This is a genomic window from Hydrogenophaga sp., assembly GCF_025699295.1.
GTDB lineage: Bacteria > Pseudomonadota > Gammaproteobacteria > Burkholderiales > Burkholderiaceae_C > Hydrogenophaga.
The window spans coordinates 19590-43648 of the sequence record NZ_JAILWB010000027.1 but is presented as its reverse complement, the minus strand read 5'-3'; the positions used below and the strand labels follow the sequence as shown (position 1 = coordinate 43648).

The following is a 24059-nucleotide window of genomic DNA, read 5'->3' as shown; positions in this document are numbered from 1 at the left end:
TGCTTGCTCACTGCGTGTCGCCGCATCCCCCCTCAAGGGGGCAATGCCTGTGGCCCGGCAAAGCCGGTTCCACGGCATTTCTGGTTCAGGGGTGCGCGTGCCTGACACGAGGTAACAAGGCCATGCAGCGCTTCGTGCAACTGGCGCTCGATTTTCTCGGCGGTTCCGCGCCCGAATCTTTGCCGCTTGCGCCCGCGCCGCCGCCTGCCTCCCAGGTGGCCGCGCCCCCGGCCCTGCCCATGACGCAGGTGTTCCAGCCCGCAGCCTGGCACCACCCGCGTGCCAACCGCATGCTGCGCCTGGGCTCCTGCGACGTGGCCTATGAGTTCAAGCGCGGCAAGCGCCGCACCATCGGCCTGTCGGTCAGCACCGATGGCCTGAGTGTGAGCGCGCCGCGCTGGACGCCGGTGGGCGAGGTCGAGGCGCTGCTGCACGACAAGTCGGCCTGGGTGCTGGAGAAACTGCAGAGTGCGCGCCAGCGCGCTGGCGAGATGGCGCAGGCGCGCATCCGCTGGGCCGACGGTGTGGAGTTTGATTACCTGGGCGAGCGGCTGCGCCTGGTGCTCGATCCCACACATGCGTTCACGCAGGTGGGTGCCGTGTTCGAACCCGCCGCAGTGCCCGGTGGCGCGGCGACCTTGCGCATCGGGCTGGCGCGCAACGCGCAGGAGACCCAGATCCGCGATGCCGCGCAGGCCTGGCTGATGAAGCGGGCCAAGGCATTGTTCGCCGAGCGCCTCGACCACTTCGCGCCACAACTGGGCGTGCGCTACAGCAAGCTGCGCCTGTCCAGCGCGGGCACGCGATGGGGCAGCGCCAGCGCCGACGGCTCGATCCGCCTGAACTGGCGGCTCATCCACCTCAAGCTGGACATGATCGACTACGTGGTGGTGCACGAACTCAGCCATCTGCACCACATGGACCACAGCCCGCAGTTCTGGGACGTGGTGGCCAGCGTGCTGCCCGACCACGCGCAGCGGCGGCGCGCGCTGCGCGAGGCGGCGGTGCCACTGGACGAGTGAGTAGCGAGCGCGCGTGCCCGTGACCGAGACAGGGTGATTCCGTTAAGATCGCCGCCTGACGTTGACGTAAACGTCAATAACAGGGCACGAACCCATGGCGACGAACCCGACCTACACCATCAGCGACCTGGCGCGCGAGTTCGACCTGACCACCCGCGCCATCCGCTTCTACGAGGACATGGGGCTGCTGCAACCCCAGCGCGAAGGCCCGGGCGGTCGCAACCGGGTCTACACCGCCCGCGACCGCACGCGCCTCAAGCTCACGCTGCGCGCCAAGCGCCTGGGCCTGTCGCTGACCGAGGCCAAGGACATCATCGACACCTACGACAGTCCGCGGGACACCGGGCCGCAGCTGCGCAAGTTCCTCGCCGTGCTGGCCGACCATCGGCGTCAACTGGAAGAACAGATGGCTGATCTCGTGGCCAACCTCGACGAGGTGAAGACGCACGAGAAGGAAGCCCGGGCCTTGCTGGGCAAGATCGAAAAAGGCGCGCGGTCCGGGTCCGCCAGTTAAGCTCGCGGCGTTCTGCGGCTGCCGTGGCCGCATCGGAAAGGTCTCCCATGTCCCTGGTTGCCAGCATCGTCATCGCGCTCGTCGCGCTGCTCCACGTCTACTTCCTGGTTCTCGAGATGTTCCTCTGGGACAAGCCCGCGGGCATGCGCGCGTTTGGCCAGACGCCCGAATCCGCGGCGGCCACCAAGGTGCTGGCGGCCAACCAGGGGCTGTACAACGGTTTTCTGGCGGCCGGCCTGCTCTGGGGCCTGTGGCTTGGTCCCGAAGGCTTCGACGTGCAGGTGTTCTTCCTGCTTTGCGTGCTGGTCGCCGGCCTGTACGGTGCGGTCACGGCCAGCCGCAAGATCCTGTTCGTGCAGGCGCTGCCTGCCGCTGTGGCGCTGGCACTGCTGTACCTTGGTCGCGTGGTGGCCTGACGCCACCCGCCATGCGCTCGGGCTGCCGCCTGTGCGCCTTGATCCGGCGGAGGCGAATTGACGTTTACGTAAACGTCAACGTAGAATCGCGGGTCCTTTTCGTGCCGAGCACACACCGTGAACATTCCCGCCTTTGAACCCCGCAACCCCGGTTTTGATGCCCGCACCCGCGAGAGCTTCGCGCGCCAGGCGGCCATGCGCACGCTGGGCGCCACGCTCGCCGTGGTCGAGCCCGGCCGGGTCGAGGTCACCTTGCCCTGGGCCGAGCCGCTGACGCAGCAGCACGGTTTCCTGCATGCCGGCATGGTGGCCACCGCGCTGGATTCGGCCTGCGGCTACGCGGGCTTCACGCTGATGCCCCTGGAGGCGGCGGTGCTGACCATCGAATTCAAGATCAACCTGCTCGCGCCCGCCCAGGGCGAGCGCTTCCGCATGGTCGGCACGGTGGTCAAGCCCGGACGCACGGTGACCGTGTGCGAGGGACACGCCTACGCCATCGACGGCGGGCGCGAAAAGCTGATCGCGACCATGGGCTGCACGCTCATGGCGGTGATCGGCCGCGACAATATCCAGGGCTGAGCCCGATCGGCCCTTCACGACTTCCCACGGAGACATTCATGACCAACCTGCCCGGCCTCAACTTCCAGCTCGGCGAGGACATCGACGCCCTGCGCGACGCGGTGCGCGACTTTGCGCAAGCCGAGATCGCACCGCGCGCGGCCGAGATCGACCGCGCCGACCAGTTCCCCATGGACCTGTGGCGCAAGATGGGCGAACTCGGCGTGCTCGGCATCACCGTGGGCGAGGAATTCGGTGGCGCCAACATGGGCTATCTGGCGCACATGATCGCCATGGAAGAAATCTCGCGCGCCTCGGCCAGCGTGGGGCTCTCGTACGGCGCGCACAGCAACCTGTGCGTGAACCAGATCAAGCGCAACGGCAGCGACGCGCAGCGGCAGAAGTACCTGCCGAAGCTCATCAGCGGCGAACACGTGGGCGCGCTGGCCATGAGCGAGCCCGGCGCGGGTTCGGACGTCATCAGCATGAAGCTCAAGGCCGAGGACAAGGGCGGCTACTACCTGCTCAACGGCAGCAAGATGTGGATCACCAACGGCCCGGACGCCGACACCATGGTGGTCTACGCCAAGACCGAGCCCGAGATGGGCGCGCGCGGCGTCACCGCCTTCATCGTCGAGAAGGGCATGAAAGGCTTCAGCACGGCGCAGAAGCTCGACAAGCTGGGCATGCGCGGCAGCCACACCGGTGAGATGGTGTTCAACGACGTCGAGGTGCCCGAGTCCCACATCCTGGGTGGCCTGAACAACGGCGCCAAGGTGCTCATGAGCGGGCTGGATTACGAGCGCGCCGTGCTCACCGGCGGGCCGCTGGGCATCATGCAGGCCGTGATGGACAACGTGGTTCCCTACATCCACGACCGCAAGCAGTTCGGCCAGAGCATCGGCGAGTTCCAGCTGATCCAGGGCAAGGTGGCCGACATGTACACCGTACTGCAGGCCGGCCGGGCCTTTGCCTACACCGTGGCCAAGAACCTGGACCTGCTGGGCAGCGAACACGTGCGCCAGGTGCGCAAGGACTGCGCCTCGGTGATCCTGTGGACCGCCGAAAAGGCGACCTGGATGGCTGGCGAAGGCCTGCAGATCCACGGTGGCAATGGCTACATCAACGAATACCCGCTGGGGCGCCTGTGGCGCGATGCCAAGCTGTACGAAATCGGCGCCGGCACCAGTGAGATCCGCCGCATGCTGATCGGTCGGGAGCTGTTCGCGGAGACCTGCTGAGGCATTGGCCGGCATCCTAAGATCGACCCATGACCTCCGAACTCAAAGACCTCTTCGAGCGCAACCGCAGCTGGGCTGCCGACATGGTGGCCGCGCGCCCGACCTTCTTCACCGACCTGCTGGCCCAGCAGAGCCCGCAGTACATGTGGATCGGCTGCTCAGACAGCCGCGTGCCCGCCAACCAGATCACCGGCCTGGACCCGGGTGAGGTCTTCGTGCACCGCAACGTGGCCAATGTGGTGGTGCCCACCGACCTCAATTGCCTTTCGACGATCCAGTTCGCGGTGGACATGCTCAAGGTGCAGCACCTCATGGTGGTGGGGCACTACGGCTGTGGCGGCGTGCAGGCCGCGCTGCGCGATGTGCGCGTGGGCCTGGCCGACAACTGGCTGCGCCACATCAAGGACGTGCGCGACCGCCACGCGGCGTTGCTGGAAGCCACGCCCGAAAAGCACCGTGCCGACGTGCTGTGCGAGCTCAATGCGATCGAGCAGGTGATGAACGTGGCCCAGACGACGGTGGTGCAGGACGCCTGGGCACGCGGGCAGTCGCTCACGCTGCATGGCTGGGTCTATGGCCTGCGCGATGGCCTGCTGCACGACATGCACATGACGCTGGACGGCAACGAGCAGATTGACGCCGTGTACCGCGCGGCCGTGGCCGGCGTGGGCGCGGTGCGCCAGAGCTGATCCCCCTTTTTTTGTTCTCAGTCTTCAGGAGATTCCCGATGTCCCAAGATCCAATCGTCATCGTCGGCGCCGCACGCACCCCCATGGGCGCTTTCCAGGGCGACTTCGCCAGCCTCGCCGCGCACGACCTGGGCGGTGCCGCCATCCAGGCCGCGATGGAACGCAGTGGCGTGAAACCGGACCAGGTGGACGAAGTTCTGTTCGGCAACTGCCTGATGGCTGGCCAGGGCCAGGCGCCCGCGCGCCAGGCCGCATTCAAGGGCGGCCTGCCGAAGTCGGCCGGCGCGGTCACGCTGTCCAAGATGTGCGGTTCGGGCATGAAGGCCACCATGCTTGCGCACGACATGCTCGCCGCGGGCAGTGCCACCGTGATGGTGGCCGGCGGCATGGAGAGCATGACTGGCGCGCCCTACCTGCTGCAGAAGGGCCGCGGTGGCTACCGCATGGGCCACGACAAGGTGTACGACCACATGATGCTCGACGGCCTGGAAGACGCCTACGAGCCCGGCCGTTCCATGGGCACCTTCGGCGAGGACTGCGCGGCCAAGTACGGTTTCACGCGCGAGCAGCAGGACGCATTCGCGATCGCCTCGGTGACGCGCGCCAAGGCCGCCACCGACAGCGGCGCCTTCGCGAAGGAGATCACGCCCGTGACGGTGAAGGACCGCAGTGGCGAGCGGGTGGTGGCCACCGACGAAGGCCCGGGCAAGGTCAAGCTCGACAAGATCCCCGGTCTCAAGCCCGCGTTCAAGAAGGACGGCACCATCACCGCCGCGTCCAGCTCGTCCATCAACGACGGCGCTGCCGCGCTGGTGCTGATGCGCGAGTCCACCGCGAAGCAGCTGGGCGCGCAGCCGCTGGCGCGCATCGTCGGCCACGCCACGCACGCGCAGGAGCCGAACTGGTTCGCCACCGCGCCGGTGGGCGCGACGCAGAAGCTTCTGAACAAGACCGGATGGAAAGTCGCCGACGTGGATCTGTGGGAAATCAACGAGGCCTTCGCCGTGGTGCCCATGGCGCTCATGACCGAACTGGACATCCCGCACGAGAAGGTCAACGTCAACGGCGGCGCCTGCGCGCTCGGCCACCCCATCGGCGCCAGCGGCGCGCGCATTCTCGTCACGCTGCTGCACGCGCTGCAGGCACGCGGCGGCAAGAGGGGCGTGGCCACCCTGTGCATCGGCGGCGGTGAAGCCACGGCGATGGCGATCGAGTTGCTGTAACCCCCCGCGCCGCCTACGGCGTCACCCCTTCGAAGGGGTGCCACCAGCGGCCCGGCAACGCCGGTTCCGTGGCAGCCTTGGTGAAAACACCCTTCACTCCATGAACACCGTTCTCGTCATCGGCGCGTCTCGTGGAATCGGCCTCGAGCTCGTGCGCCAGTACCTGGAGGCGGGCGATCGTGTGATTGCCACCGCGCGCGACGAGGCCGGCCTGGCGCGCCTGCGCGGGCTCGGCGCCGAAGCGCTGCGTGTGAACGTGGCCGACCCGGCGAGTGTGAGCGGCCTGGCCTGGTCGCTCGATGGCGAAGAACTCGATATGGCCCTGTACGTGGCCGGCGTCTACGACACCGCCGACGCGCGCACGCCGCCGACGCGCGAGTCCTTCGACCGTGTGATGCACGCCAACGTGCTGGGCTTGATGCAGGCCATACCGCAGGTGATGCCCGCGGTCGAGGCGGGCGGCGGCGTGTTTGGCGCGTTTTCCAGCGGAATGAGCCAGGTCGGCCTGGTGGAGGGCGACGATGCCTGGCTCTACCGCGTGAGCAAGGCCGCAGTCAACATGGCCGTGGCCAGTGCCCGGCACCGCTACCCTGCCGCCACCTGCGTCGCGCTGGACCCGGGCTGGGTGCAGACCGAAATGGGTGGCGCATCCGCGCCGCTGACGGTCGAGCGCAGCGTGGCGGGTCTGCGCCACGTGCTGGCTTTGCTCACCCCCGACGACAATGGCCTCCTCATCCACCATGACGGCCGGCGCGCCAGCACCTGGTGATTCACCCGAAAGACACCCGCATGCCACTCAACCAAGACCAACTCATGATCCGCGATGCGGTGCGCGCCTTTGCCCAGGAGCAACTCTGGCCAAACGCCGCGACCTGGGACAAACAGCATCATTTCCCGAAGGACGTGCACAAGGGCCTGGCCGAGCTGGGGGCTTACGGCATCTGCGTGCCTGAATCACTGGGTGGCGCCGGGCTGGACTATGTGACGCTGGCCGTGGTGCTGGAAGAAATCGCCGCCGGCGACGGTGGTACCAGCACCGCCATCAGCGTCACCAACTGCCCCGTCAACGCCATCCTCATGCGCTACGGCAATGCGCAGCAGCAGGAACGCTGGTTGCGCCCGCTCGCGGCCGGCCAGATGCTCGGCGTCTTCTGTCTGACCGAGCCGCACGTGGGTTCGGACGCTTCGGCCCTGCGCACGACGGCGGTGAAGCAGGGCGGCGACTACGTCATCAACGGCGTCAAGCAGTTCATCACCAGCGGCAAGAACGGCCAGCTCGCCATCGTGATCGCCGTGACCGACAAGGGCGCGGGCAAGAAGGGCATGAGCGCCTTCGTGGTGCCCACTGACACCCCGGGCTACGTGGTCGCGCGGCTGGAGGACAAGCTCGGCCAGCACAGCAGCGACACCGCGCAGATCAACTTCGAGAACTGCCGCATTCCCGCCGAGAACCTGATCGGCGCCGAGGGCGAAGGCTACCGGATCGCGCTCTCGGCCCTGGAAGGCGGGCGCATCGGCATTGCCGCGCAAAGCATCGGCATGGCGCGCAGCGCGTTCGAGTGCGCGCTCGCGTACGCCAAGCAGCGCGAGAGTTTCGGCCAGCCCATCTTCAACCACCAGGCCGTGGGCTTCCGGCTGGCCGGGATGGCCACGCAGATCGAGGCCGCGCGCGCGCTCACCCACCATGCCGCTGCATTGCGCGACGCGGGCGAACCCTGCCTGAAGGAAGCCGCGATGGCCAAGCTGATGGCCAGCGAGATGGCCGAGAAGGTCTGCTCGGACGCGATCCAGGTGCTCGGGGGCTACGGCTACGTGAGCGACTTCCCGGTTGAACGCATCTACCGCGACGTGCGCGTATGCCAGATTTACGAGGGCACCTCGGACGTGCAGAAGATCATCATCCAGCGCGCACTGGCCTGAGTGGCAGCGGGGCGTGCGCAGGCCGGGCGTATGATCCCTCGACCATGAACATCATCATCCTGGGCGCCGGCCGAGTGGGCGAGAGCGTTGCGGAAAACCTGGTTTCCGAACAGAACGACATCACCGTGATCGACATGAACCCGTCCCGGCTGCGCTTGCTGGAGGACCGGTTGGACCTGCGCGGCGTGGTCGGCAACGGCATACAACCTTCAGTGCTGCGCAATGCCGGCGCGAAAGATGCGGACATGGTGATTGCCTGCGCCGCCAGCGACGAGACCAACCTGGTGGCCTGCAAGGTGGCGCACGACATCTTCAATGTGCCCAGCACCATTGCCCGCCTGCGATCGCCCGAGTTCGTCGAAGGCGACGAGCTGATGGGCAAGAACGGCTTCGCGGTGGACCACGTGATCTGCCCCGAGGAGTCGGTCACGCGCTACATCCACCAGCTCATCAGCTACCCCGAGGCCTTGCAGGTGCTGGAGTTCGCCGATGGCCGCGCGAGCCTGATCGCCATGCGTGCCACCCACGGCGGTGCCCTGGTGGGGCACACCATCGGCGAGTTTCGCGACCGCTTTCCGCACGCCGAAATGCGCGTGGTGGCGCTGTACCGGCTCGACACCGAGATGGAGGCCACCAAGCAGACGCGCATCCTCGCCGGTGACGAGGTGTTTGTGCTGGCCGACACGCGGAAGATCCGCTACGTGCTCGGCGCCATCCACAACATTGACGAGCCGGTGCGCCGCATCATGATCACCGGCGGCGGCAAGGTCGGGCTGAGGCTGGCGCGCTCGCTGGAGGGTCAGTGCCAGGTCAAGCTCATCGAGCGAGACCCGAAGCGCTGCGAATACCTGGCCAGCCAGTTGCCATCCAGCATGCTGATCCTGCAGGGAGACGGCGCGGATGAGGACCTGTTGCAGGAAGAAAATGTGGGCGAGATGGACATGTTCCTCGCGCTCACCAGCGACGACGAGGACAACATCATGTCGGCGATGCTGGCCAAGCGCATGGGCGCGGGCCGCGTGATGTCGCTGATCAACCGCCGGGCCTACGCCGACATGATGCAGGGCAGCACGATCGACATTGCGATCTCACCGTCGCAGACCGTGATCGGCGAACTGCTTGCCCACCTGCGGCGTGGCGACGTGGCCGCCGTGCACAGCCTGCGACACGGGGCCGCCGAGGCCCTGGAAGGCATTGCCCGCGGCGATGTGAAGACCAGCAAGCTGGTAGGCCGCAAGGTCGAGGAGGTCAAGCTGCCCAAGGGAACGCGCATTGGCGCCATCGTGCGCGGCGAGGGCCGCAAGTCCGAGGTGTTGATGCCGCACCACGACACGGTCATCGAGACAGACGACCACATCATCATCTTCATTCCCAACAAGCGCCTGGTGCGCGAGGTCGAGAAGCTGTTCCAGGTCAGCGCCACCTTTTTCGGCTAGAGCTTCGTGTACAGCCTGCTGCCCGTCCTGCTGGTCTTCTCGCGCATCCTGCTGGCGTTCGCGCCGGCCTTCCTCGTGCCACTGGCCTGGGCCTGGTTCCTGGACGCGCAGGGCCATGCGCTGGTGTGGGCCTACGGCTTTGCGCTGACGACAGCTTGCGGCATGGCCCTGTGGCGCCTGACCCGCGCGCATCGCCGCGAACTGCAGGCCAAGGACGGCTTTCTGCTGGTCAACCTGGTGTGGATGCTGCTGCCGGCCTTTGCTGCCGCGCCGCTCATGTTCACCGTGCCCGACATCACCTGGACCAAGGCCTACTTCGAATCCATGAGCGCGCTCACCGCCACGGGCGCGACCGCGCTGTCGGGGCTGGATGCGCTGCCGGTGTCGGTGAACGTCTGGCGCTGTTTCCTGCAGCTGCTCGGCGGGCTGGGCATCATGCTGCTGGTGGTGGCGGTATTGCCGATGCTGGGTCTGGGTGGTGTGCAGCTCTACCGGGCCGAGACGCCGGGGCCCATGAAGGACACCAAGTTCACGCCGCGCATTGCAGAGACCGCGCGCGGCCTGTGGGGTGTGTACGTGCTGTTTGCCGTGGCCTGCATGCTCGCCTACCGCTGGGCCGGCATGAGCTGGGCCGACGCGTTCATGCACATGTGCACCACCATGGGCCTGGGCGGATTCTCCTCGCACGACGCCAGCTTCGGGCACTGGGACTCGGCGCGCATCGAGGCCGTGGCCACCGTGTTCATGGCACTGGCGGGGGTGAGCTTCATGCGCTACTTCATCGTGCTGCGTCAGCGCTCTCTGCGCCCCATCACACGCGACCGCGAAATCCGCACCTATGTGGCGGTGCTCGTGGTGTCCATCATGGTGGTGGCGGTGCTGCTGGTGGCGCATGGCGACTACGATCATTTCCCCGACGCACTGCGCATCAGTGCCTTCCACGTGGTCTCGCTCGCCACCACCACCGGCTACGCCTCGGTGGACTATGCGCAGTGGCCGGTGTTCGCGCCGGTGCTGCTCATGTTCCTCGGCTGTTTTGTGTCGTGCGCGGGTTCCACGGGGGGCGGCATCAAGCTGGTTCGCATGGTGCTGCTGATCAAGCAGGCCCGGCGCGAGCTGGTGCGCATCGTCCACCCGCGGGTGGTCAATCCGGTCACGCTGGGTGGCGCCATCATGCCGACCTCGGTCATGACCGCGGTGCTGGGCTACATGCTGATCTATGGCGCGGCCACCATGGGGTTGACCATGGTGCTGCTGTTCACCGACATGGACATCGTCACCGCGTTCTCTGCCGTGGTGGCCACGGTCAACAACATCGGCCCCGGGTTGGGCGACGTGGGTCCAGCCAGCAACTATGGCGTGCTGGGCAGTTTCCAGATCTGGGTGCTGAGCTTCGCCATGCTGCTCGGGCGTCTCGAACTGCTGACCGTGCTGGTGCTCTTCACCGGGCAGTTCTGGAGGAAGTAGACCCACCCCCGCGCCGCGCTTTCAGCGCGTCACCCCCTCAAGGGGGGCGGCACTGGCAGACCGGCGGAGCCGGATCCGCGGTGCCCTGGGGTCCGGTCATCGCTGGCGCGCTGACCGGACTGCTCGAAAGTCAGCCTCGAGCGGGAATTGCCAGGCCGCGTTGCACGGCAGGGCGTTTTTCGAAGGCATCGAGCACGCGCGCGAGGTTCGGGAAGTCGGCAAAACCCACCAGGTCACCCGCGCCATAGAAGCCCACCAGGTTGCGCACCCAGGGCCAGGTGGCGATGTCGGCGATGCTGTAGTCCGTGCCCATGATCCAGTCGCGGCCTTGCATGCGCTGGTTCAGCACGCCGAGCAGGCGTTTCGTCTCGGCCACGTAGCGGTCGCGCGGGCGCTTGTCCTCGTAGTCCTTGCCGGCGAACTTGTGGAAGAAGCCGAGCTGGCCGAACATCGGGCCCACGCCGCCCATCTGGAACATCAGCCACTGCAGGGTTTCGTAGCGGGCCGCCGGGTCCGCCGGCAGGAACTGCCCGGTCTTCTCGGCCAGGTAGATCAGGATGGCGCCCGATTCCCACAGCGCCATGGGTTTGCCGCCGGGCCCTGCGGGGTCGAGGAGGGCGGGAATCTTGTTGTTCGGGTTGAGCGAGAGAAAGGCCGGCGACATCTGGTCGTTGGTGTCGAAGCGCACCAGATGCGCCTCATAGGGCAGGCCGGTTTCCTCCAGCATGATGGACGCCTTCACGCCATTGGGCGTGGGCAGCGAGTACAGCTGCAGCCGGTCGGGGTGGGCCGCAGGCCACTTCTGCGTGATCGGGAAGGCGGTCAGGTCGTTCATGTTGGGTCTCGTGATGGGTCGCGCAGTGTACCGAGGCACGCCATTTCTGCAGGGTGGGCAGGGAATTGTTTCGCGTGTATAAGCGACGGGATCGCATGAAAGGAGCGCGACCTTGAAGCCTTGCATTTACGGAGACCAGACGTACCCTGAAGGCGCGACCGTCTGCGTCAACGGTCGCGAGCTGCTGTGCGTGGCGGGCGAATGGACCGAGACCGGACATGCGTGCACGGACGCGACCAGCCAGCCCGCGGCCGAAGATCGACCCCCTGCACCGCCCGCGTCGGACACCGACCGCCCTGCCTGAATCCCTATACCCCATGAGCGTTTTTCCCCGCATCCTGGTCGCCGTCGGCGACGACGATCTTTCCAAGCCGGCCATCCAGATGGCCATCCGCCTGGCCCGTGACCAGGGCGCGAAGCTGCGGCTCGCTTACGTGAGCGAGGTGGTGCCGACCAAGGCATCGTCGGCGCAAGACCTTGCGGAATTGGAGTCGACCCTGCGCGAAGAGGGCAATGCCATCCTGCACCGCGTGACCGAGCAGGCCGAAGCGCAGGGTGTGGACGCCGAGTCCGCCCGGTTGTCCATCGGCACGGTCAAGGACAGCATCGCCGAGGCCCTGGCGCGCGATGCCGAGGAGTGGGGTGCCGACCTCGTGATCACGGGCAGCCACGGTCGCAAAGGCATCGTGCGCTGGCTGGCTGGCAGCGTGGCCGAGTCGCTCGCACGTGTCTCCCGGGTTCCCGTGCTGATCGTGCGTGACGCGAGGGAACAGGGCGCTGCGGCCGAAGCGCCCGAAGCCTGAGCCACCCATGCAGCCTTGTCAGGTCACAGCGGCCAGACGATGAGCAGCAGCGGCATGCTGACCCCGACCACCAGCACCTCCAGCGGCAGTCCCAACTTCCAGTAGTCGCCAAAGCGAAAACCACCCGGCCCCAGAATCATGGTGTTGTTCTGGTGACCGATCGGCGTCAGGAAGGCGCATGAGGCACCGATGGCCACCGCCATCAGGAAGGGATCGGGGTTGACACCGAGCGCCGCGGCGCTGCCGATGGCCACCGGGCACATGACCGCCGCAGTGGCCGCGTTGTTCATCAGGTCCGACAGGAACATGGTCACCAGCAGCACCAGCGCCAGCGCCACCACCGCGTTGCCCTGGGCGACCGAACCCATCAGACCCCGCGCAAGCAGATCGGCCGCACCCGTGGACTGCATCGCGCTGGCGAGCGGGAACAGGGCGCCCAGCAGGATGATGACGGGCCAGTCGATGGCGTCGTACAGCTGGCGCAGGGGCAGGGCACGCAGCAACAGCGTGAACAGGGCTCCCGTCAGGAAGGCGACGGCCGCCGGCATCACGCCCAGCGCGGCAGCGGCCACCGAGAGCAGCATGATCAGCGAGGCCTGGATGGCCTTGCGCTTGTTGGGAATCTGCAGGTCGCGCCCGGCCAGGGGCACGCAGCCGGTGTCGCTGGCGAACTCGGCGATGGCGCCTGGTGGGCCCTGCAGCAGCAGGATGTCGCCCGGGCGCAGTGCCAGCGAGCGCAGCCGTTCGATGGACCGGTTGCCCTGGCGGGAGACGGCCAGCAGGTTCAGTCCGTAGCGGCTGCGCAGCGAGATGTCGCTGGCCGAACGCCCGGTCAGCATGGGGCCCGGCAGCACGACCAGCTCGACCAGCACGATGTCCGCGGCGTCGCCGCGCGGCTTCTCTTCTTCCTTTTCCCTGTCTTTTGCCGGGGCCTCCTTCCCGGTTGCCGGCTCGACGGTTGCAGTCGCCTCGGTGGCCGCATCGTCTGCGTTCTTGTCCTCTTTCCGGTCGGCAGGGCGCCCCGATTCCTCCAGCTTGAGCCCGAGTGCCGACAGCACCGTGGACAAGGTGTCCACGTCCGCCTCGATGACCAGGATGTCCTGCGCGCGCAGCACGCGCATCGGGCTGGGCGCGGTGATGCGCATCTCGTGGCGCACCAGGCCCACCACCTGCGCGCCCGCGTCCTCCAGCACCTTCTCTACCTCGGCCAGTGTCTTGCCCACCGAAGCGCCGTCTTCAAGAATCCGGGCCTCGGTCAGGTAGGCCCCGGTGTCGAAGCCTTCCAGACCCTCTGCCTGGCGCCTGGGCACGAGTCGCCACCCCAGCAGGGCAATGAACACCACGCCCAGCACGGCCACCGGCACGCCGATGGCGGCGAAGTCGAACATCGCGAACGAACCCCTGCCATCGCCCATGCCGGCCCGGAAACCGGCCACGATCAGGTTGGGCGGCGTGCCGATCAGGGTCGTCATGCCGCCCAGGATGGTGCCGAAGGCCAGCGGCATGAGCATGCGCCCCGGCGGGATGGACAGGCGCTTGGCGACCTTGAGCGCGATCGGCATCAGCAGCGCCATGGCGCCCACGTTGTTCATGAAGCCGGAGAGCAGTGCGCCCACGCCCATCAGCGCTGCCAGGCTGAGCACCTGCCCCGCCTTGGCGGGGATGGCGAAGCGCGCCAGCACCTCGACCGCGCCCGAAACCTGCAGGGCCTTGCTCATGATCAGCATGCAGGCCACCGTGATCACCGCCGGGTGACCGAAGCCGCTGAACGCGTCACCGGGCTTGACCAGACCCGACCACACGCAGGCCACGAGCGCGCTCACGGCCACGAGGTCGTGTCGCCATTTTCCCCAGAGGAACAGGCCGACGACGAGGCCCAGGATGAGCAGCACGGTGATCTGGTCTGGCGTCATGCGAAAGCTTTGTGGTGAGGTGTGGATCGGGGGGGTGCTGGCATGGCTCGAATGTACCCATCATCGGGGCTGCGCCTGCAGGGTGACGCCCCGGCGCCGATAATCGACGCCTCAGGAGCCTTTCATGCCCATCACCAAAGGATTCCGCGCGCTCGTGGACGAGGCCAGCGCTCAGATCACCACCTACAGCGTGACCCAGGTGCAGGAACGTCTGCAGGCTGGCGACCCGAGGCTGCAGCTGGTGGATATCCGCGACCTGCGCGAACTCGAGCGCGAAGGCACGGTACCCGGCGCGCTGCACGCGCCGCGCGGCATGCTGGAATTCTGGGTCGACCCTGACTCGCCTTATTTCAAACCCGCCTTCGGCGACGAGAGCCGGGAGTTCGTGCTGTTCTGCGGCGCGGGCTGGCGCAGCGCGCTGGCTGCCAAGGCCTTGCAGGACATGGGCATGCGCAACGTGGCGCACATCGACGGCGGTTTCACCGACTGGTTGAGCGCTGGCGCACCGGTGGAGACGCTGGAGCAGCGCAGGGCGAAGAAGGCTCGATGAAGGAAGCCTGCCCCTGCGGACGCGGCGCGGCTTTCGCGGTCTGTTGCGGTCGCTACCTCGGCACCGGCGTGCCCGCACCCGACGCCGAAGCGCTCATGCGCTCGCGCTACAGCGCCTTCGCGCGCGGCGACGTGGCGCACCTGCTGGCCACCTGGCATCCGAGCCACCGGCCGGCCGCGCTGGAACTGGAAGCGGGCGTGAAGTGGTTGGGCCTTGATGTGAAGCGCCACCGGGTGCTCGACGAGACCCGCGCCGAGGTCGAGTTCGTTGCCCGCTCGCGGGTACAGGGCCGCGGGCAACGCCTGCACGAACGCAGCCGCTTCGTGCGCGAAGACGGAAACTGGTATTACGTAGACGGAGAACAGCTTGCATGACCGAAACGACGTGGCGCACACCGGAAATACCGCGGGACCGGTTTTGCCGGGCCGCAGGTGATGCTCCCCTGTGGGGGGTGACATCGCAGGCTGCGTGGGGGGCATCTCATGTTTGAGGCGGTGCTTTTTGATTGCGACGGCGTGCTCGTGGACAGCGAGCCCATCACCAACGGCGTGCTGCGCGAGGTGCTCAACGAAAGCGGCTGGGCCATCACCCAGGCCGAGTGCATGCAGATCTTCATCGGCAAGGCGGTGCGCGATGAACGCGCGCGCATCGAGGCCGAGACCGGCCAACCGCTCACCGAGGCCTGGATGCAGGCCTTCTACGCGCGGCGCAACGCCCGGCTGCGGGCCGAGCTGCAGGCGGTTCGGGGCGCGGTGGAGGCGGTGGCAGCCATCCACCGGCACGTCGGGGGCCGCATCGCCTGCGCCTCCGGCGCGGACCGACCCAAGGTGGTGATGCAGCTTGAGCATGTCGGCCTGCTGTCCTATTTCGGCGATGCGGTCTTCAGCGGCCACGATCAACCGCGCTCCAAGCCCGCGCCCGATGTGTACCTGGCCGCTGCCGCGCACCTGGGCGCCGACCCGGCGCGCTGCCTGGTGATCGAGGACACGGGTACAGGTGCCCAGGCCGGGCTGGCGGCGGGCGCGACGGTATGGGGCTATTGCCCCGATGGGCACGGCCGCGCGTTCGAGGGCTTGGCGCTGGCGCGCGTCTTCCACCACATGGACGAACTACGCGGCCTGTTCGCTGCGCCACTCGCCGGGTGAGCGGCCGGTCCAGCCGCGAAACGCGCGGATGAAGCTTTTTTCGTTGCGAAACCCGATGTCCTGCGCCACCTGCTTGATCGGGCGGCGCGTGCGCAGCAGCAGCTCGGTGGCGCGCTGGCGCCGCACCTCGTCCTTCAGGGCCTGCAGCGAGGCGCCTTCGTCCCGCAACTGGCGGTGCAGCGTGCGGGCGGAGACGTTGAGCAGCGCGGCCAGGTCTTCGGCGTTGTGCGCGTCCAGAGGCTGCGCGGCGAGCACCTGGCGCACGCGCTGCACCAGCAGGCGGTCGCGCCGGTAGGCGCGCACCGTCAGCGGCAGCGCCCGCTGCAGCATCTGGTTCATGGAGGTTTCGTCGCGCCGCATCGGCAGGGCCAGGTAGCTGGCGTCGAACGCAATGGCGGCGTGCTCCGCGCCGAAGGCGCAGGGGCCATCGAACAGTACGCGGTAGGCGTCGACATGCGGTGGTGGCGCATAGGGGAACTGCGCGCCCTGCAGTGGAATGCGCGAATCGACGTACCAGCTGGCCAGGCCATGGATGTTGCGCAGCACCGAGACGACGCAGAACTCGGTCGGCGGCGCCGGCCGGCGGTGCGGGCGCAGGGCGATGCGCGCGCTGTCGCCCGTGGCCTCCAGCGACAGCAGCACATCGTCGGTGAGCAGGCTGTGGTGGCGGCACCAGCGCCGCAGCGCCAGCCCCAGGGTGGGCGCCGAGAGCGAGGCGCGCGCCAGCATGCCGTAGCTGCCCCAGGGCAGGGCACGGCTGAAGCAGCCCAGGCCCTCGTCGTCGAGTTCGCGCATCGCCGCGTCGGACACCGCCTCCATCTGGGCGGCGGTGATGCGTGCGCCGGCGTTTCGCACATCCGCTGGCGCAATGTGTGCCGTCTTCAGCGCCCCGTCCGGGTCCAGGCCGCGGGCCTCGTAGGCCTCCGTCATGGCGCGCACGAAGGCCATGGGCGTGAGCGCGGGCCCGACCAGAAGGCGGGCAGGATCCAGGGGGGCGCGGGTGGTGCTTGCGGGCATTGCAGGAGTTTCTGCCGATCTGGCGGGATTTGCAACCTGTGTGACCGGCGGCCACCGGCCACCGTGTCTATCCTCCACAATGACCCGAAACACCACAACGGATGCCGCCATGCCGATCCTGGAGACACAACTCAACGCCCGTTCCGCCGACTTCCAGGCCAATGCCGAGGCCATGCGCGCGGTGGTGGAAGACCTGAAAGCGCAGGTCGAAAAAGCCACCCTGGGCGGTGGCGAGGCGGCCCGCGCCAAGCACACCGCGCGCGGCAAGCTGCTGCCGCGCGACCGCGTTCAGATGCTGCTGGACCCGGGCACGCCCTTCCTCGAACTCAGCCCGCTGGCCGCGCTCAACATGTACCCCGACCGCGACGGCACCGACAGCGCGCCCTGCGCCGGCGTGATCACCGGCATCGGCCGCGTCAGCGGGGTCGATTGCATGATCGTCTGCAACGACGCCACCGTGAAGGGCGGCACCTACTACCCGATGACGGTGAAGAAGCACCTGCGGGCGCAGGAAGTGGCGCTGCAGAACAACCTGATGTGCATCTACCTGGTGGACTCGGGCGGCGCCAACCTGCCGAACCAGGACGATGTGTTTCCCGACCGGGAGCACTTCGGGCGCATCTTCTACAACCAGGCCAACATGAGCGCCAACGGCATCGCGCAGATTGCCGTGGTGATGGGCTCGTGCACGGCGGGCGGCGCCTATGTGCCCGCCATGAGCGACGAGACCATCATCGTCAAGAACCAGGGCACCATCTTCCTGGGTGGCCCACCGCTGGTGAAGGCCGCGATCGGCGAGATCGTCAGCGCCGAGGACCTGGGGGGCGGCGACGTGCACACGCGCCTTTCGGGCGTGGCCGACCACCTGGCGCAGAACGACGCGCACGCGCTCGCGCTGGCGCGCCAGGCCGTGGCCACGCTCAACCGCCGCAAGATCGCCACGCAGGCGCTGCGCGAGCCGCGCGCGCCGCTGTACGACACGAAAGAGATCTACGGCGTGATCCCGGTCGACACGCGCAAGCCCTACGACGTGCGCGAAATCATCGCCCGCATCGTCGACGGCAGCGAGTTCCACGAATTCAAGGCGCGTTACGGCGCCACCCTGGTCTGCGGTTTCGCGCACATCGAGGGCATGCCCATCGGCATCGTCGCCAACAACGGCGTGCTGTTCTCGGAAAGCGCACAGAAGGGCGCGCACTTCATCGAGCTGTGCTGCCAGCGCAAGGTGCCCCTGTTGTTCCTGCAGAACATCACCGGCTTCATGGTCGGCCGCAAGTACGAGAGCGAGGGCATCGCGCGCCACGGCGCCAAGATGGTCACGGCCGTGGCCACCGCGCAGGTGCCCAAGTACACCGTCATCATCGGCGGCAGTTATGGCGCCGGCAACTACGGCATGTGCGGCCGGGCCTACAGCCCGCGTTTCCTCTGGATGTGGCCCAACGCGCGCATCAGCGTCATGGGCGGCGAGCAGGCCGCGAGCGTGCTGGCCACCGTGCGGCGCGACGGCATCGAGGCCAAGGGCGGCAGCTGGAGCGCCGAGGAAGAGGCGAAGTTCAAGCAGCCGCTGCTCGACCAGTTCGCCCACCAGTCGCACCCCTACTACGCCAGCGCCCGCCTGTGGGACGACGGCGTGATCGACCCCGCCGACACCCGCCGCGTGCTCGGCCTGGCCCTGTCGGCCGCGCTCAACACCCCGATCGGTGAACCGAAATTCGGCATCTTCCGGATGTGAAGACGACAGCCGCGCATCAGCGGCCGGAGACATGGGCATGATGACAAAAACGATCTACGACAACCCCGATCACGAGCTGCTGCGCGACCAGGTCGCGCGCTTCCTCGCGCGCGAGGTGGAGCCGCACGCCGCCGCCTGGGAAGACACCGGCATGGTGCCGCGCGACGTATTGCGCCGCATGGGCCAGGCGGGGCTGCTCGGCATTGCCTTCGAGGGGGCCTACGGCGGCGGCGACGCCGACGCGCTGACCAACCTGGTGTTCGCCGAGGCCCTGTCGCAGTCCACCTTTGCCGGCTTCATCATCACGGTGCTGGTGCACACCGACATGGCCGGCCCGCACCTGCACCACGCCGGCAATGCGGCGCAGAAGGCGAAGTACCTGGGCAAGGTGACGGCCGGCGAGATGATCACCGCGGTCGGCATCACCGAGCCTGGCGCGGGCTCCGACGTGGCGGGCATCCGCACCACGGCGCGCAAGGAAGGGAACGAATGGGTGCTCAACGGCACCAAGATGTTCATCACCAACGGCGTGCACGCCGACCTGTATTTCATCGCCGCCAAGACCGGCGCCGCGCGCCACGACATGACGATGTTCATCGTCGAGAAGGGCACGCCGGGTTTCTCGGTGGGCCGCGCGCTCAGGAAAACCGGCTGGATCTCCAGCGACACGGCCGAGCTGATCCTGGACAACGTGCGCATCCCTGAGGAGAACCTGCTCGGTGAGCAGGGCAAGGGCTTTTATTCGGTGATGAAGAACTTCCAGACCGAGCGCATCGCGCTGGGCGCCATGGCCATCGGCCACTGCACCCAGGCCCTGCAGCTCACGCTGGATTACGTGCGCCAGCGCCAGGCCTTCGGCGGCACGCTGTGGGACAAGCAGGCGATTCGCCAGCGCATCTCCATGCTCGACGCCAGGGTGCGCGCGGCGCGCCAGTTCATGTACCACTGCGCCTGGAGCGTGACCCAGGGCCACGACATCGTGCAGGAGGTCTCCATGCTCAAGGCGCTCACGGGCGAACTTGTCAACGAGGTGGTGCAGACCTGCCAGCAGTTCCACGGCGGCATGGGCTTCATCCGCGAGACCGCGATCGAGCGCCTGTGGCGCGACGCGCGCGTGCTCGCCATCGGCGGCGGCGCGACCGAGGTGATGCTCGAAGAAGTGGCGAAAAGGTATTGACATGAATGAAGTGCTTGATGTGACCCGGCCCAGCGCCCATGTGGCGCGCGTGTGGCTCAACCGCCCGGACGTGCGCAACGCATTCAACGACGACGTGATCGCCGCGTTGACCGCCACCTTCGAAACCCTGTCGAAGGACGAAGAGCTGCGTGTGGTGGTGCTCGGCGCGCACGGCAAGGCCTTCTGCGCCGGCGCCGACCTGAACTGGATGAAGACCATGGCCGGCTACGACTGGGACCAGAACCGCGCCGACGCCCAGAAGCTGGCCGACATGCTGTGGACGCTGGACCAGTGCCCGGTGCCCGTTGTGGGGCGCATCCAGGGCGACTGTTACGCCGGCGGCATGGGGCTGGCTGCGATCTGCGACGTGCTGGTGGCGGTGGAGGGTGCGACCTTCTGCCTGTCCGAGGCCCGCCTGGGCCTGCTGCCCGCCACCATCAGCCCCTATGTGGCACGCGCCCTGGGCGTGCAGGCCTCGCGCCGCTACATGGTCACGGCCGAACGCTTCAGCGCGGTGCGTGCGCACGCGCTGGGCATGGTGCACGAGCTGGCCACGCCCGATACGCTGGACGCGCGAGTGGACGAGATCGTCGCCACGCTGGTGGCCAACGGCCCCAAGGCCGCGCGCGAGTGCAAACGCCTGGTGCGCGACGTGAGCAGCATGCCGATCACCGCCGAGCTGCGCGCCGAGACCGCGCGCCGCATCGCCGACGTGCGCGCCAGCGACGAGGGCCGTGAAGGTCTGCAGTCCTTCCTGCAGAAGCGCGCGCCCGCCTGGCTGCCCGCGGCCTGACGACGACACGGCACCATGGCCGACTGGTTCACCACCCTGGGTACACCCGAGTTGCTGGCGCTCGCGGGTGCGCTCGGCTGGGCCAGCGGCTTTCGCCTCTATGCCGTGGTGTTCCTCGTCGGCATGGCAGGCGCCGCCGGCTGGATGGACCTGCCCGCCGGCTTGCAGGTGCTGCAACACCCTGTGCTGCTGGGTACCAGTGGCTTCATGCTGTTCGTGGAATTCTTCGCCGACAAGATCCCGGTGGTGGATTCGCTCTGGGACATGGTCAACAGCGTGGTGCGCATTCCGGCCGGCGCGGCGCTGGCGGCGGGCGTGTTCGGCGCCGACAGTGGCGCGCTGGCGCTGGCCGCCGCGCTGCTCGGCGGCACCCTGGCCGCCACCAGCCAGGCGGCCAAGACCACCACACGCGCGGCCATCAACAGCTCGCCCGAGCCGTTCTCCAACCTCGCCATGAGCCTGGTCGAGGACGGCCTGGTGGTCGGCGCCGTGTGGCTGGCCACCAACCACCCTGTCGCCTTCGGTGTGCTGCTGCTCATCACCGTTGTGCTGATGTGGGGCGTCACCTGGATGCTTTTCAAATTCCTGCGCGCGGTGTTTCATCGCGCGCAGCGTTTCTTCACCGGACCTGTCAAGGAAGCCTGATGTTCACCAAAATCCTGATTGCCAACCGAGGTGAGATCGCCTGCCGCGTGGCCGCCACCGCGCGCCGCCTCGGTGTTCGCTCCGTGGCCGTGTACTCCGACGCCGACGCCAGCGCCAAGCACGTGGCGGCCTGCGACGAGGCGGTGCACATCGGCGGCAGCGCGCCCAAGGACAGCTACCTGCGCTGGGAACGCATCATCGAGGCCGCCAAAGCCACCGGCGCGCAGGCCATCCACCCGGGCTACGGATTCCTGAGCGAGAACGACGCCTTCGCCAACGCCTGCGCCGAGGCCGGCATCGCCTTCATCGGCCCGCCGGCTTCCGCCATCCTGGCCATGGGCCTGAAGGCCGAGTCCAAGCAACTGATGGAAAAAGCCGGCGTGCCGCTGGTGCCCGGTTACCACGGCAGCGACCAGGACCCGTCCCTGCTGCAGCGCGAGGCCGACCGCATCGGCTACCCCGCGCTCATCAAGGCCAGCGCCGGCGGTGGCGGCAAGGGCATGCGCGTGGTGGAGAAGAGCGAGGACTTCGCCGCCGCGCTCGCGAGCTGCCAGCGCGAGGCCCGCAACAGCTTCGGCAGCGACGCGGTGCTGATCGAGAAGTATGTGCAGCGCCCGCGTCACATCGAGATCCAGGTGTTTGGCGACACGCAGGGCCACTGCGTCTACCTGTTCGAGCGCGACTGCTCGGTGCAGCGCCGCCACCAGAAGGTGCTGGAAGAAGCGCCCGCGCCGGGCATGACGCCCGAGTTGCGCGCGCAGATGGGCGCGGCGGCGGTGGCAGCCGCCAAGGCGGTGAACTACGTGGGTGCGGGTACGGTGGAGTTCATTGTCGAGCAGCCACCCGAAGGCGGCATGCGCTTTTACTTCATGGAGATGAACACGCGCCTGCAGGTGGAGCACCCGGTGACCGAAGCCATCACGGGCCTGGACCTCGTGGAGTGGCAGTTGCGCGTGGCCGGTGGCGAACCACTGCCGCTCCGGCAGGAAGACCTGCACATCCACGGCCACGCGATCGAGGCGCGCATCTGCGCCGAGACGCCGGACAACAACTTCCTGCCCGCGACCGGCACGCTCACGGTCTACCGCAAGCCGGCTTGCTCCGCCTTCGAGCGCGGTGTGGTGCGTGTGGACGACGGTGTGCGCGAGGGCGACACCATCAGCCCCTTCTACGACTCCATGGTGGCCAAGCTCATCGTGCACGGCGCCACGCGAGAGGAAGCGCTGGCGCGCATGGACGCGGCCCTGGCCGAGACACGCATCGTCGGCCTGTCCACCAACGTGCAGTTTCTGCGCCACGTGGTGAACAGCCGCTCGTTCGCGCAGGCCGATCTGGACACCGCGCTGATCCCGCGTGAAGCCGCGGCGCTGTTCCACCAGGACAAGGTCGGCAAACCGCTGGCTGTGGCCGCCGCCGTGGCGCAAACCCTGCTGACAGAACGCGCAGCGGAAAGCGCGGACCCGTTCTCGCGCCGCGACGGCTGGCGCCCGCACGGCATCACCGTGCGGCGTTTCGACTTCGAGTACCAGGGCGAGTCCATGCTGGCGCACCTGAGCTATCTCCACGACGGCGCACTGCACCTCGCCTTCGGCGACGTGAGCGGCCCGCTGGCCTTTGACGCCTTGCCCGCCGAGACCGGCACCCGCATGGACCTGCGCTTCAGCGGCCAGCGCCAGACCGTGCAGACCTGGCAGGTGATTGAGACCGTGCACGTGTTCTGCGCGCTCGGCGCGACGCAGATCGTCGAGATCGACGCGCTGGCCCACGCCGGCGAGGCCGCTGCCGAGGGCGGGCGCCTGACCGCGCCCATGCCCGGCAAGGTGGTGTCGTTCGCGGTCAAGGCGGGCGATGCGGTGAAGAAGGGCCAGGCGCTGGCCGTGATGGAGGCCATGAAGATGGAGCACACCATCGCCGCACCGGTGGATGGCACCGTGGCCGAACTGCTGTACGCGCCGGGCGACCAGGTCAACGAGGGCGCGGAACTGCTCAAGCTGGCGGTGGGCTGAACCCGCCGCCGGATAAGCTCAGCGCATGAACATCACCTTCTGCTGTACCGACACCAAGGCCGAACCCTGGCTCGCCGGCCTGCGCGCGGCACTGCCGCAGGCCACCGTGGCCGAATGGCAACCCGGCGCGCCACCGGCCGACCACGCCGTGGTCTGGGCGCCGCCGCAACAGTTTCTGGACGAACAACAGGGCCTCAAGGCCCTGTTCAACATCGGCGCGGGGGTCGACGCCCTGCTCAAGCTCAGGCTGCCGCCGGCCCTGAAAGTGGTGCGGCTGGACGACGCGGGCATGTCGGTGCAGATGGCCGAGTACGTGTGCCACGCGGTGATCCGGCACTTCCGGGAGTTCGACGGCTACGAGGCCGACGTGGCGCAGGGCCGCTGGTCCTACCGCAAGCCGCGCGCGCGGGCCGACTTCCCGGTGGGCGTCATGGGCCTGGGCGTGCTCGGCCAGCGCGTGGCCGGGGCGCTGCGCCAGTTCGACTTTCCCGTGCGCGGCTGGAGCCGCTCGGCCAAGGCCGTGGACGGCGTGGCCTGTTACGCCGGCCCGGCGACCTTTCACAACTTCCTCTCGTCGTGCCGGGTGCTGGTCAACCTGCTGCCGCTCACCCCCGACACGCAGGACATCCTGAACCGCGACACGCTCTCGCGCCTGCGCCCCGGTGCCTACCTGATCAACGTCGCTCGCGGCGCGCATCTGGTGGACGACGACCTGCTCGCCCTGCTGGACGAGGGCCACATGGCCGGTGCCACGCTCGACGTGTTCCGCGCCGAACCGCTGCCCGCCGGGCACGTTTTCTGGAAACACCCGAAAATCACGGTCACACCCCACACCTCGGCGCGCACGCTGCGCGACGAGAGCATCGCCCAGATCGCCGGCAAGATCCTCGCGCTCGAACGCGGTGAGCCGATCGCCGGTCTGGTCGATCCGGCCCGTGGGTATTGAACGCAACACCA

At 68.0% G+C, this 24059-nt stretch carries 25 protein-coding genes; 22 read left to right on the top strand and 3 right to left on the bottom strand.

Going from position 1 to position 24059, the window contains the following annotated elements; all coding sequences use genetic code 11:
* The first annotated feature begins 122 nt into the window (after positions 1 to 122).
* The 11 genes from K5880_RS21690 to K5880_RS21640 all read left to right on the top strand — a co-directional run bounded on the left by K5880_RS21690 (position 123) and on the right by K5880_RS21640 (position 10486).
* Complete coding sequence (locus K5880_RS21690; protein ID WP_297657524.1) at positions 123 to 1022, top strand: SprT family zinc-dependent metalloprotease; 900 nt, start codon at positions 123 to 125, stop codon at positions 1020 to 1022.
* 94 nt (positions 1023 to 1116) lie between these two features.
* Positions 1117 to 1536, top strand: a complete 420-nt coding sequence (locus K5880_RS21685) for a MerR family DNA-binding transcriptional regulator (protein WP_297657520.1) — start codon at positions 1117 to 1119, stop codon at positions 1534 to 1536.
* Positions 1537 to 1583: 47 nt separating this feature from the next.
* Positions 1584 to 1952: a DUF1304 domain-containing protein gene (locus K5880_RS21680; RefSeq protein ID WP_297657517.1), complete on the top strand. Its 369-nt coding sequence runs from the start codon at positions 1584 to 1586 to the stop codon at positions 1950 to 1952.
* Between the two features lie 195 nt (positions 1953 to 2147).
* Entirely contained in the window at positions 2148 to 2531 is a 384-nt protein-coding gene (locus K5880_RS21675) for a PaaI family thioesterase (RefSeq protein WP_297657577.1), read from the top strand.
* A gap of 38 nt (positions 2532 to 2569) precedes the next feature.
* Positions 2570 to 3751, top strand: coding sequence for an isovaleryl-CoA dehydrogenase (locus K5880_RS21670; RefSeq protein ID WP_297657514.1), 1182 nt, complete (start codon positions 2570 to 2572; stop codon positions 3749 to 3751).
* Between the two features lie 29 nt (positions 3752 to 3780).
* Complete coding sequence (gene can / locus K5880_RS21665; RefSeq protein ID WP_297657512.1) at positions 3781 to 4440, top strand: carbonate dehydratase; 660 nt, start codon at positions 3781 to 3783, stop codon at positions 4438 to 4440.
* Positions 4441 to 4478: 38 nt separating this feature from the next.
* Positions 4479 to 5663 carry an acetyl-CoA C-acyltransferase gene (locus K5880_RS21660; RefSeq protein WP_297657509.1) on the top strand — a complete coding sequence of 395 codons (1185 nt, stop codon included), beginning with the start codon at positions 4479 to 4481 and terminating at the stop codon, positions 5661 to 5663.
* A 100-nt stretch (positions 5664 to 5763) separates the two neighbouring features.
* Positions 5764 to 6432, top strand: coding sequence for an SDR family oxidoreductase (locus K5880_RS21655; RefSeq protein ID WP_297657506.1), 669 nt, complete (start codon positions 5764 to 5766; stop codon positions 6430 to 6432).
* A gap of 20 nt (positions 6433 to 6452) precedes the next feature.
* Positions 6453 to 7583: an acyl-CoA dehydrogenase family protein gene (locus K5880_RS21650; protein ID WP_297657503.1), complete on the top strand. Its 1131-nt coding sequence runs from the start codon at positions 6453 to 6455 to the stop codon at positions 7581 to 7583.
* Between the two features lie 44 nt (positions 7584 to 7627).
* Positions 7628 to 9019 (top strand): Trk system potassium transporter TrkA, encoded by a 1392-nt coding sequence (trkA, locus tag K5880_RS21645; RefSeq protein WP_297657500.1) that lies wholly within the window; start codon positions 7628 to 7630, stop codon positions 9017 to 9019.
* Between the two features lie 6 nt (positions 9020 to 9025).
* Positions 9026 to 10486 carry a potassium transporter TrkG gene (locus K5880_RS21640; protein ID WP_297657497.1) on the top strand — a complete coding sequence of 487 codons (1461 nt, stop codon included), beginning with the start codon at positions 9026 to 9028 and terminating at the stop codon, positions 10484 to 10486.
* A gap of 130 nt (positions 10487 to 10616) precedes the next feature.
* Here K5880_RS21640 and K5880_RS21635 read toward each other — a convergent pair whose 3' ends face one another.
* The gene (locus K5880_RS21635) at positions 10617 to 11321 is read right to left on the bottom strand and encodes a glutathione S-transferase N-terminal domain-containing protein (protein WP_297657494.1); all 705 of its coding nucleotides are present in this window, start codon (positions 11319 to 11321) and stop codon (positions 10617 to 10619) included.
* Positions 11322 to 11433: 112 nt separating this feature from the next.
* Here K5880_RS21635 and K5880_RS21630 point away from each other — a divergent pair, with 112 nt between their 5' ends.
* Both K5880_RS21630 and K5880_RS21625 read left to right on the top strand, forming a co-directional pair.
* Entirely contained in the window at positions 11434 to 11625 is a 192-nt protein-coding gene (locus tag K5880_RS21630) for a DUF1496 domain-containing protein (RefSeq protein WP_297657490.1), read from the top strand.
* 13 nt (positions 11626 to 11638) lie between these two features.
* Positions 11639 to 12124 (top strand): universal stress protein, encoded by a 486-nt coding sequence (locus K5880_RS21625; protein WP_297657486.1) that lies wholly within the window; start codon positions 11639 to 11641, stop codon positions 12122 to 12124.
* Positions 12125 to 12147: 23 nt separating this feature from the next.
* Here the strand turns inward: K5880_RS21625 and K5880_RS21620 are convergent, their stop codons facing one another.
* Positions 12148 to 14037: an SLC13 family permease gene (locus tag K5880_RS21620; protein ID WP_297657483.1), complete on the bottom strand. Its 1890-nt coding sequence runs from the start codon at positions 14035 to 14037 to the stop codon at positions 12148 to 12150.
* 124 nt (positions 14038 to 14161) lie between these two features.
* Here K5880_RS21620 and K5880_RS21615 point away from each other — a divergent pair, with 124 nt between their 5' ends.
* The 3 genes from K5880_RS21615 (at position 14162) to K5880_RS21605 (ending at position 15732) form a co-directional block, all read left to right on the top strand.
* A complete protein-coding gene (locus tag K5880_RS21615) occupies positions 14162 to 14587 on the top strand; it encodes a rhodanese-like domain-containing protein (RefSeq protein WP_297657480.1) in 426 nt (141 codons plus the stop codon).
* The gene (locus tag K5880_RS21610) at positions 14584 to 14961 is read left to right on the top strand and encodes a YchJ family metal-binding protein (protein ID WP_297657477.1); all 378 of its coding nucleotides are present in this window, start codon (positions 14584 to 14586) and stop codon (positions 14959 to 14961) included. The genes K5880_RS21615 and K5880_RS21610 overlap by 4 nt, the downstream gene beginning before the upstream one ends.
* Positions 14962 to 15069: 108 nt before the next feature.
* Complete coding sequence (locus tag K5880_RS21605) at positions 15070 to 15732, top strand: HAD family phosphatase (RefSeq protein ID WP_297657474.1); 663 nt, start codon at positions 15070 to 15072, stop codon at positions 15730 to 15732.
* On the opposite strand, the gene K5880_RS21600 is transcribed toward K5880_RS21605, so the two are convergent.
* A complete protein-coding gene (locus K5880_RS21600) occupies positions 15697 to 16749 on the bottom strand; it encodes an AraC family transcriptional regulator (protein ID WP_297657470.1) in 1053 nt (350 codons plus the stop codon). The two genes, K5880_RS21605 and K5880_RS21600, sit on opposite strands and share 36 nt — an antisense overlap.
* A gap of 109 nt (positions 16750 to 16858) precedes the next feature.
* Between K5880_RS21600 and K5880_RS21595 the strand changes: the two genes are divergently transcribed.
* From K5880_RS21595 to K5880_RS21560, 6 genes are read left to right on the top strand one after another with little or no spacing between them, the layout of a single operon-like run.
* Positions 16859 to 18481, top strand: coding sequence for a carboxyl transferase domain-containing protein (locus K5880_RS21595; RefSeq protein WP_297657574.1), 1623 nt, complete (start codon positions 16859 to 16861; stop codon positions 18479 to 18481).
* Positions 18482 to 18521: 40 nt separating this feature from the next.
* Complete coding sequence (locus K5880_RS21590; RefSeq protein ID WP_297657571.1) at positions 18522 to 19658, top strand: acyl-CoA dehydrogenase family protein; 1137 nt, start codon at positions 18522 to 18524, stop codon at positions 19656 to 19658.
* A gap of 1 nt (position 19659) precedes the next feature.
* Positions 19660 to 20451, top strand: coding sequence for an enoyl-CoA hydratase/isomerase family protein (locus tag K5880_RS21585; protein WP_297657467.1), 792 nt, complete (start codon positions 19660 to 19662; stop codon positions 20449 to 20451).
* 15 nt (positions 20452 to 20466) lie between these two features.
* Positions 20467 to 21096, top strand: a complete 630-nt coding sequence (locus K5880_RS21580; RefSeq protein WP_297657464.1) for a DUF4126 domain-containing protein — start codon at positions 20467 to 20469, stop codon at positions 21094 to 21096.
* Positions 21096 to 23102 (top strand): acetyl/propionyl/methylcrotonyl-CoA carboxylase subunit alpha, encoded by a 2007-nt coding sequence (locus K5880_RS23190; protein ID WP_366883392.1) that lies wholly within the window; start codon positions 21096 to 21098, stop codon positions 23100 to 23102. Before K5880_RS21580 ends, K5880_RS23190 begins: the two co-directional genes overlap by 1 nt.
* A 25-nt stretch (positions 23103 to 23127) precedes the next feature.
* Positions 23128 to 24048 (top strand): glyoxylate/hydroxypyruvate reductase A, encoded by a 921-nt coding sequence (locus K5880_RS21560; protein WP_297657461.1) that lies wholly within the window; start codon positions 23128 to 23130, stop codon positions 24046 to 24048.
* Positions 24049 to 24059: the final 11 nt, after the last annotated feature.

Excerpts from the sequence above, each read along its gene's own strand:
- K5880_RS21690 (WP_297657524.1), top strand. The coding sequence starts at position 123 with ATGCAGCGCTTCGTGCAACTGGCGCTCGATTTTCTCGGCGGTTCCGCG.
- K5880_RS21685 (WP_297657520.1), top strand. The coding sequence starts at position 1,117 with ATGGCGACGAACCCGACCTACACCATCAGCGACCTGGCGCGCGAGTTC.
- K5880_RS21680 (WP_297657517.1), top strand. The coding sequence starts at position 1,584 with ATGTCCCTGGTTGCCAGCATCGTCATCGCGCTCGTCGCGCTGCTCCAC.
- K5880_RS21675 (WP_297657577.1), top strand. The coding sequence starts at position 2,148 with ATGCGCACGCTGGGCGCCACGCTCGCCGTGGTCGAGCCCGGCCGGGTC.
- K5880_RS21670 (WP_297657514.1), top strand. The coding sequence starts at position 2,570 with ATGACCAACCTGCCCGGCCTCAACTTCCAGCTCGGCGAGGACATCGAC.
- can (WP_297657512.1), top strand. The coding sequence starts at position 3,781 with ATGACCTCCGAACTCAAAGACCTCTTCGAGCGCAACCGCAGCTGGGCT.
- K5880_RS21660 (WP_297657509.1), top strand. The coding sequence starts at position 4,479 with ATGTCCCAAGATCCAATCGTCATCGTCGGCGCCGCACGCACCCCCATG.
- K5880_RS21655 (WP_297657506.1), top strand. The coding sequence starts at position 5,764 with ATGAACACCGTTCTCGTCATCGGCGCGTCTCGTGGAATCGGCCTCGAG.
- K5880_RS21650 (WP_297657503.1), top strand. The coding sequence starts at position 6,453 with ATGCCACTCAACCAAGACCAACTCATGATCCGCGATGCGGTGCGCGCC.
- trkA (WP_297657500.1), top strand. The coding sequence starts at position 7,628 with ATGAACATCATCATCCTGGGCGCCGGCCGAGTGGGCGAGAGCGTTGCG.
- K5880_RS21635 (WP_297657494.1), bottom strand. The coding sequence starts at position 11,321 with ATGAACGACCTGACCGCCTTCCCGATCACGCAGAAGTGGCCTGCGGCC.
- K5880_RS21625 (WP_297657486.1), top strand. The coding sequence starts at position 11,639 with ATGAGCGTTTTTCCCCGCATCCTGGTCGCCGTCGGCGACGACGATCTT.
- K5880_RS21620 (WP_297657483.1), bottom strand. The coding sequence starts at position 14,037 with ATGACGCCAGACCAGATCACCGTGCTGCTCATCCTGGGCCTCGTCGTC.
- K5880_RS21615 (WP_297657480.1), top strand. The coding sequence starts at position 14,162 with ATGCCCATCACCAAAGGATTCCGCGCGCTCGTGGACGAGGCCAGCGCT.
- K5880_RS21610 (WP_297657477.1), top strand. The coding sequence starts at position 14,584 with ATGAAGGAAGCCTGCCCCTGCGGACGCGGCGCGGCTTTCGCGGTCTGT.
- K5880_RS21605 (WP_297657474.1), top strand. The coding sequence starts at position 15,070 with ATGTTTGAGGCGGTGCTTTTTGATTGCGACGGCGTGCTCGTGGACAGC.
- K5880_RS21600 (WP_297657470.1), bottom strand. The coding sequence starts at position 16,749 with ATGCCCGCAAGCACCACCCGCGCCCCCCTGGATCCTGCCCGCCTTCTG.
- K5880_RS21595 (WP_297657574.1), top strand. The coding sequence starts at position 16,859 with ATGCCGATCCTGGAGACACAACTCAACGCCCGTTCCGCCGACTTCCAG.
- K5880_RS21590 (WP_297657571.1), top strand. The coding sequence starts at position 18,522 with ATGACAAAAACGATCTACGACAACCCCGATCACGAGCTGCTGCGCGAC.
- K5880_RS21585 (WP_297657467.1), top strand. The coding sequence starts at position 19,660 with ATGAATGAAGTGCTTGATGTGACCCGGCCCAGCGCCCATGTGGCGCGC.
- K5880_RS21580 (WP_297657464.1), top strand. The coding sequence starts at position 20,467 with ATGGCCGACTGGTTCACCACCCTGGGTACACCCGAGTTGCTGGCGCTC.
- K5880_RS23190 (WP_366883392.1), top strand. The coding sequence starts at position 21,096 with ATGTTCACCAAAATCCTGATTGCCAACCGAGGTGAGATCGCCTGCCGC.
- K5880_RS21560 (WP_297657461.1), top strand. The coding sequence starts at position 23,128 with ATGAACATCACCTTCTGCTGTACCGACACCAAGGCCGAACCCTGGCTC.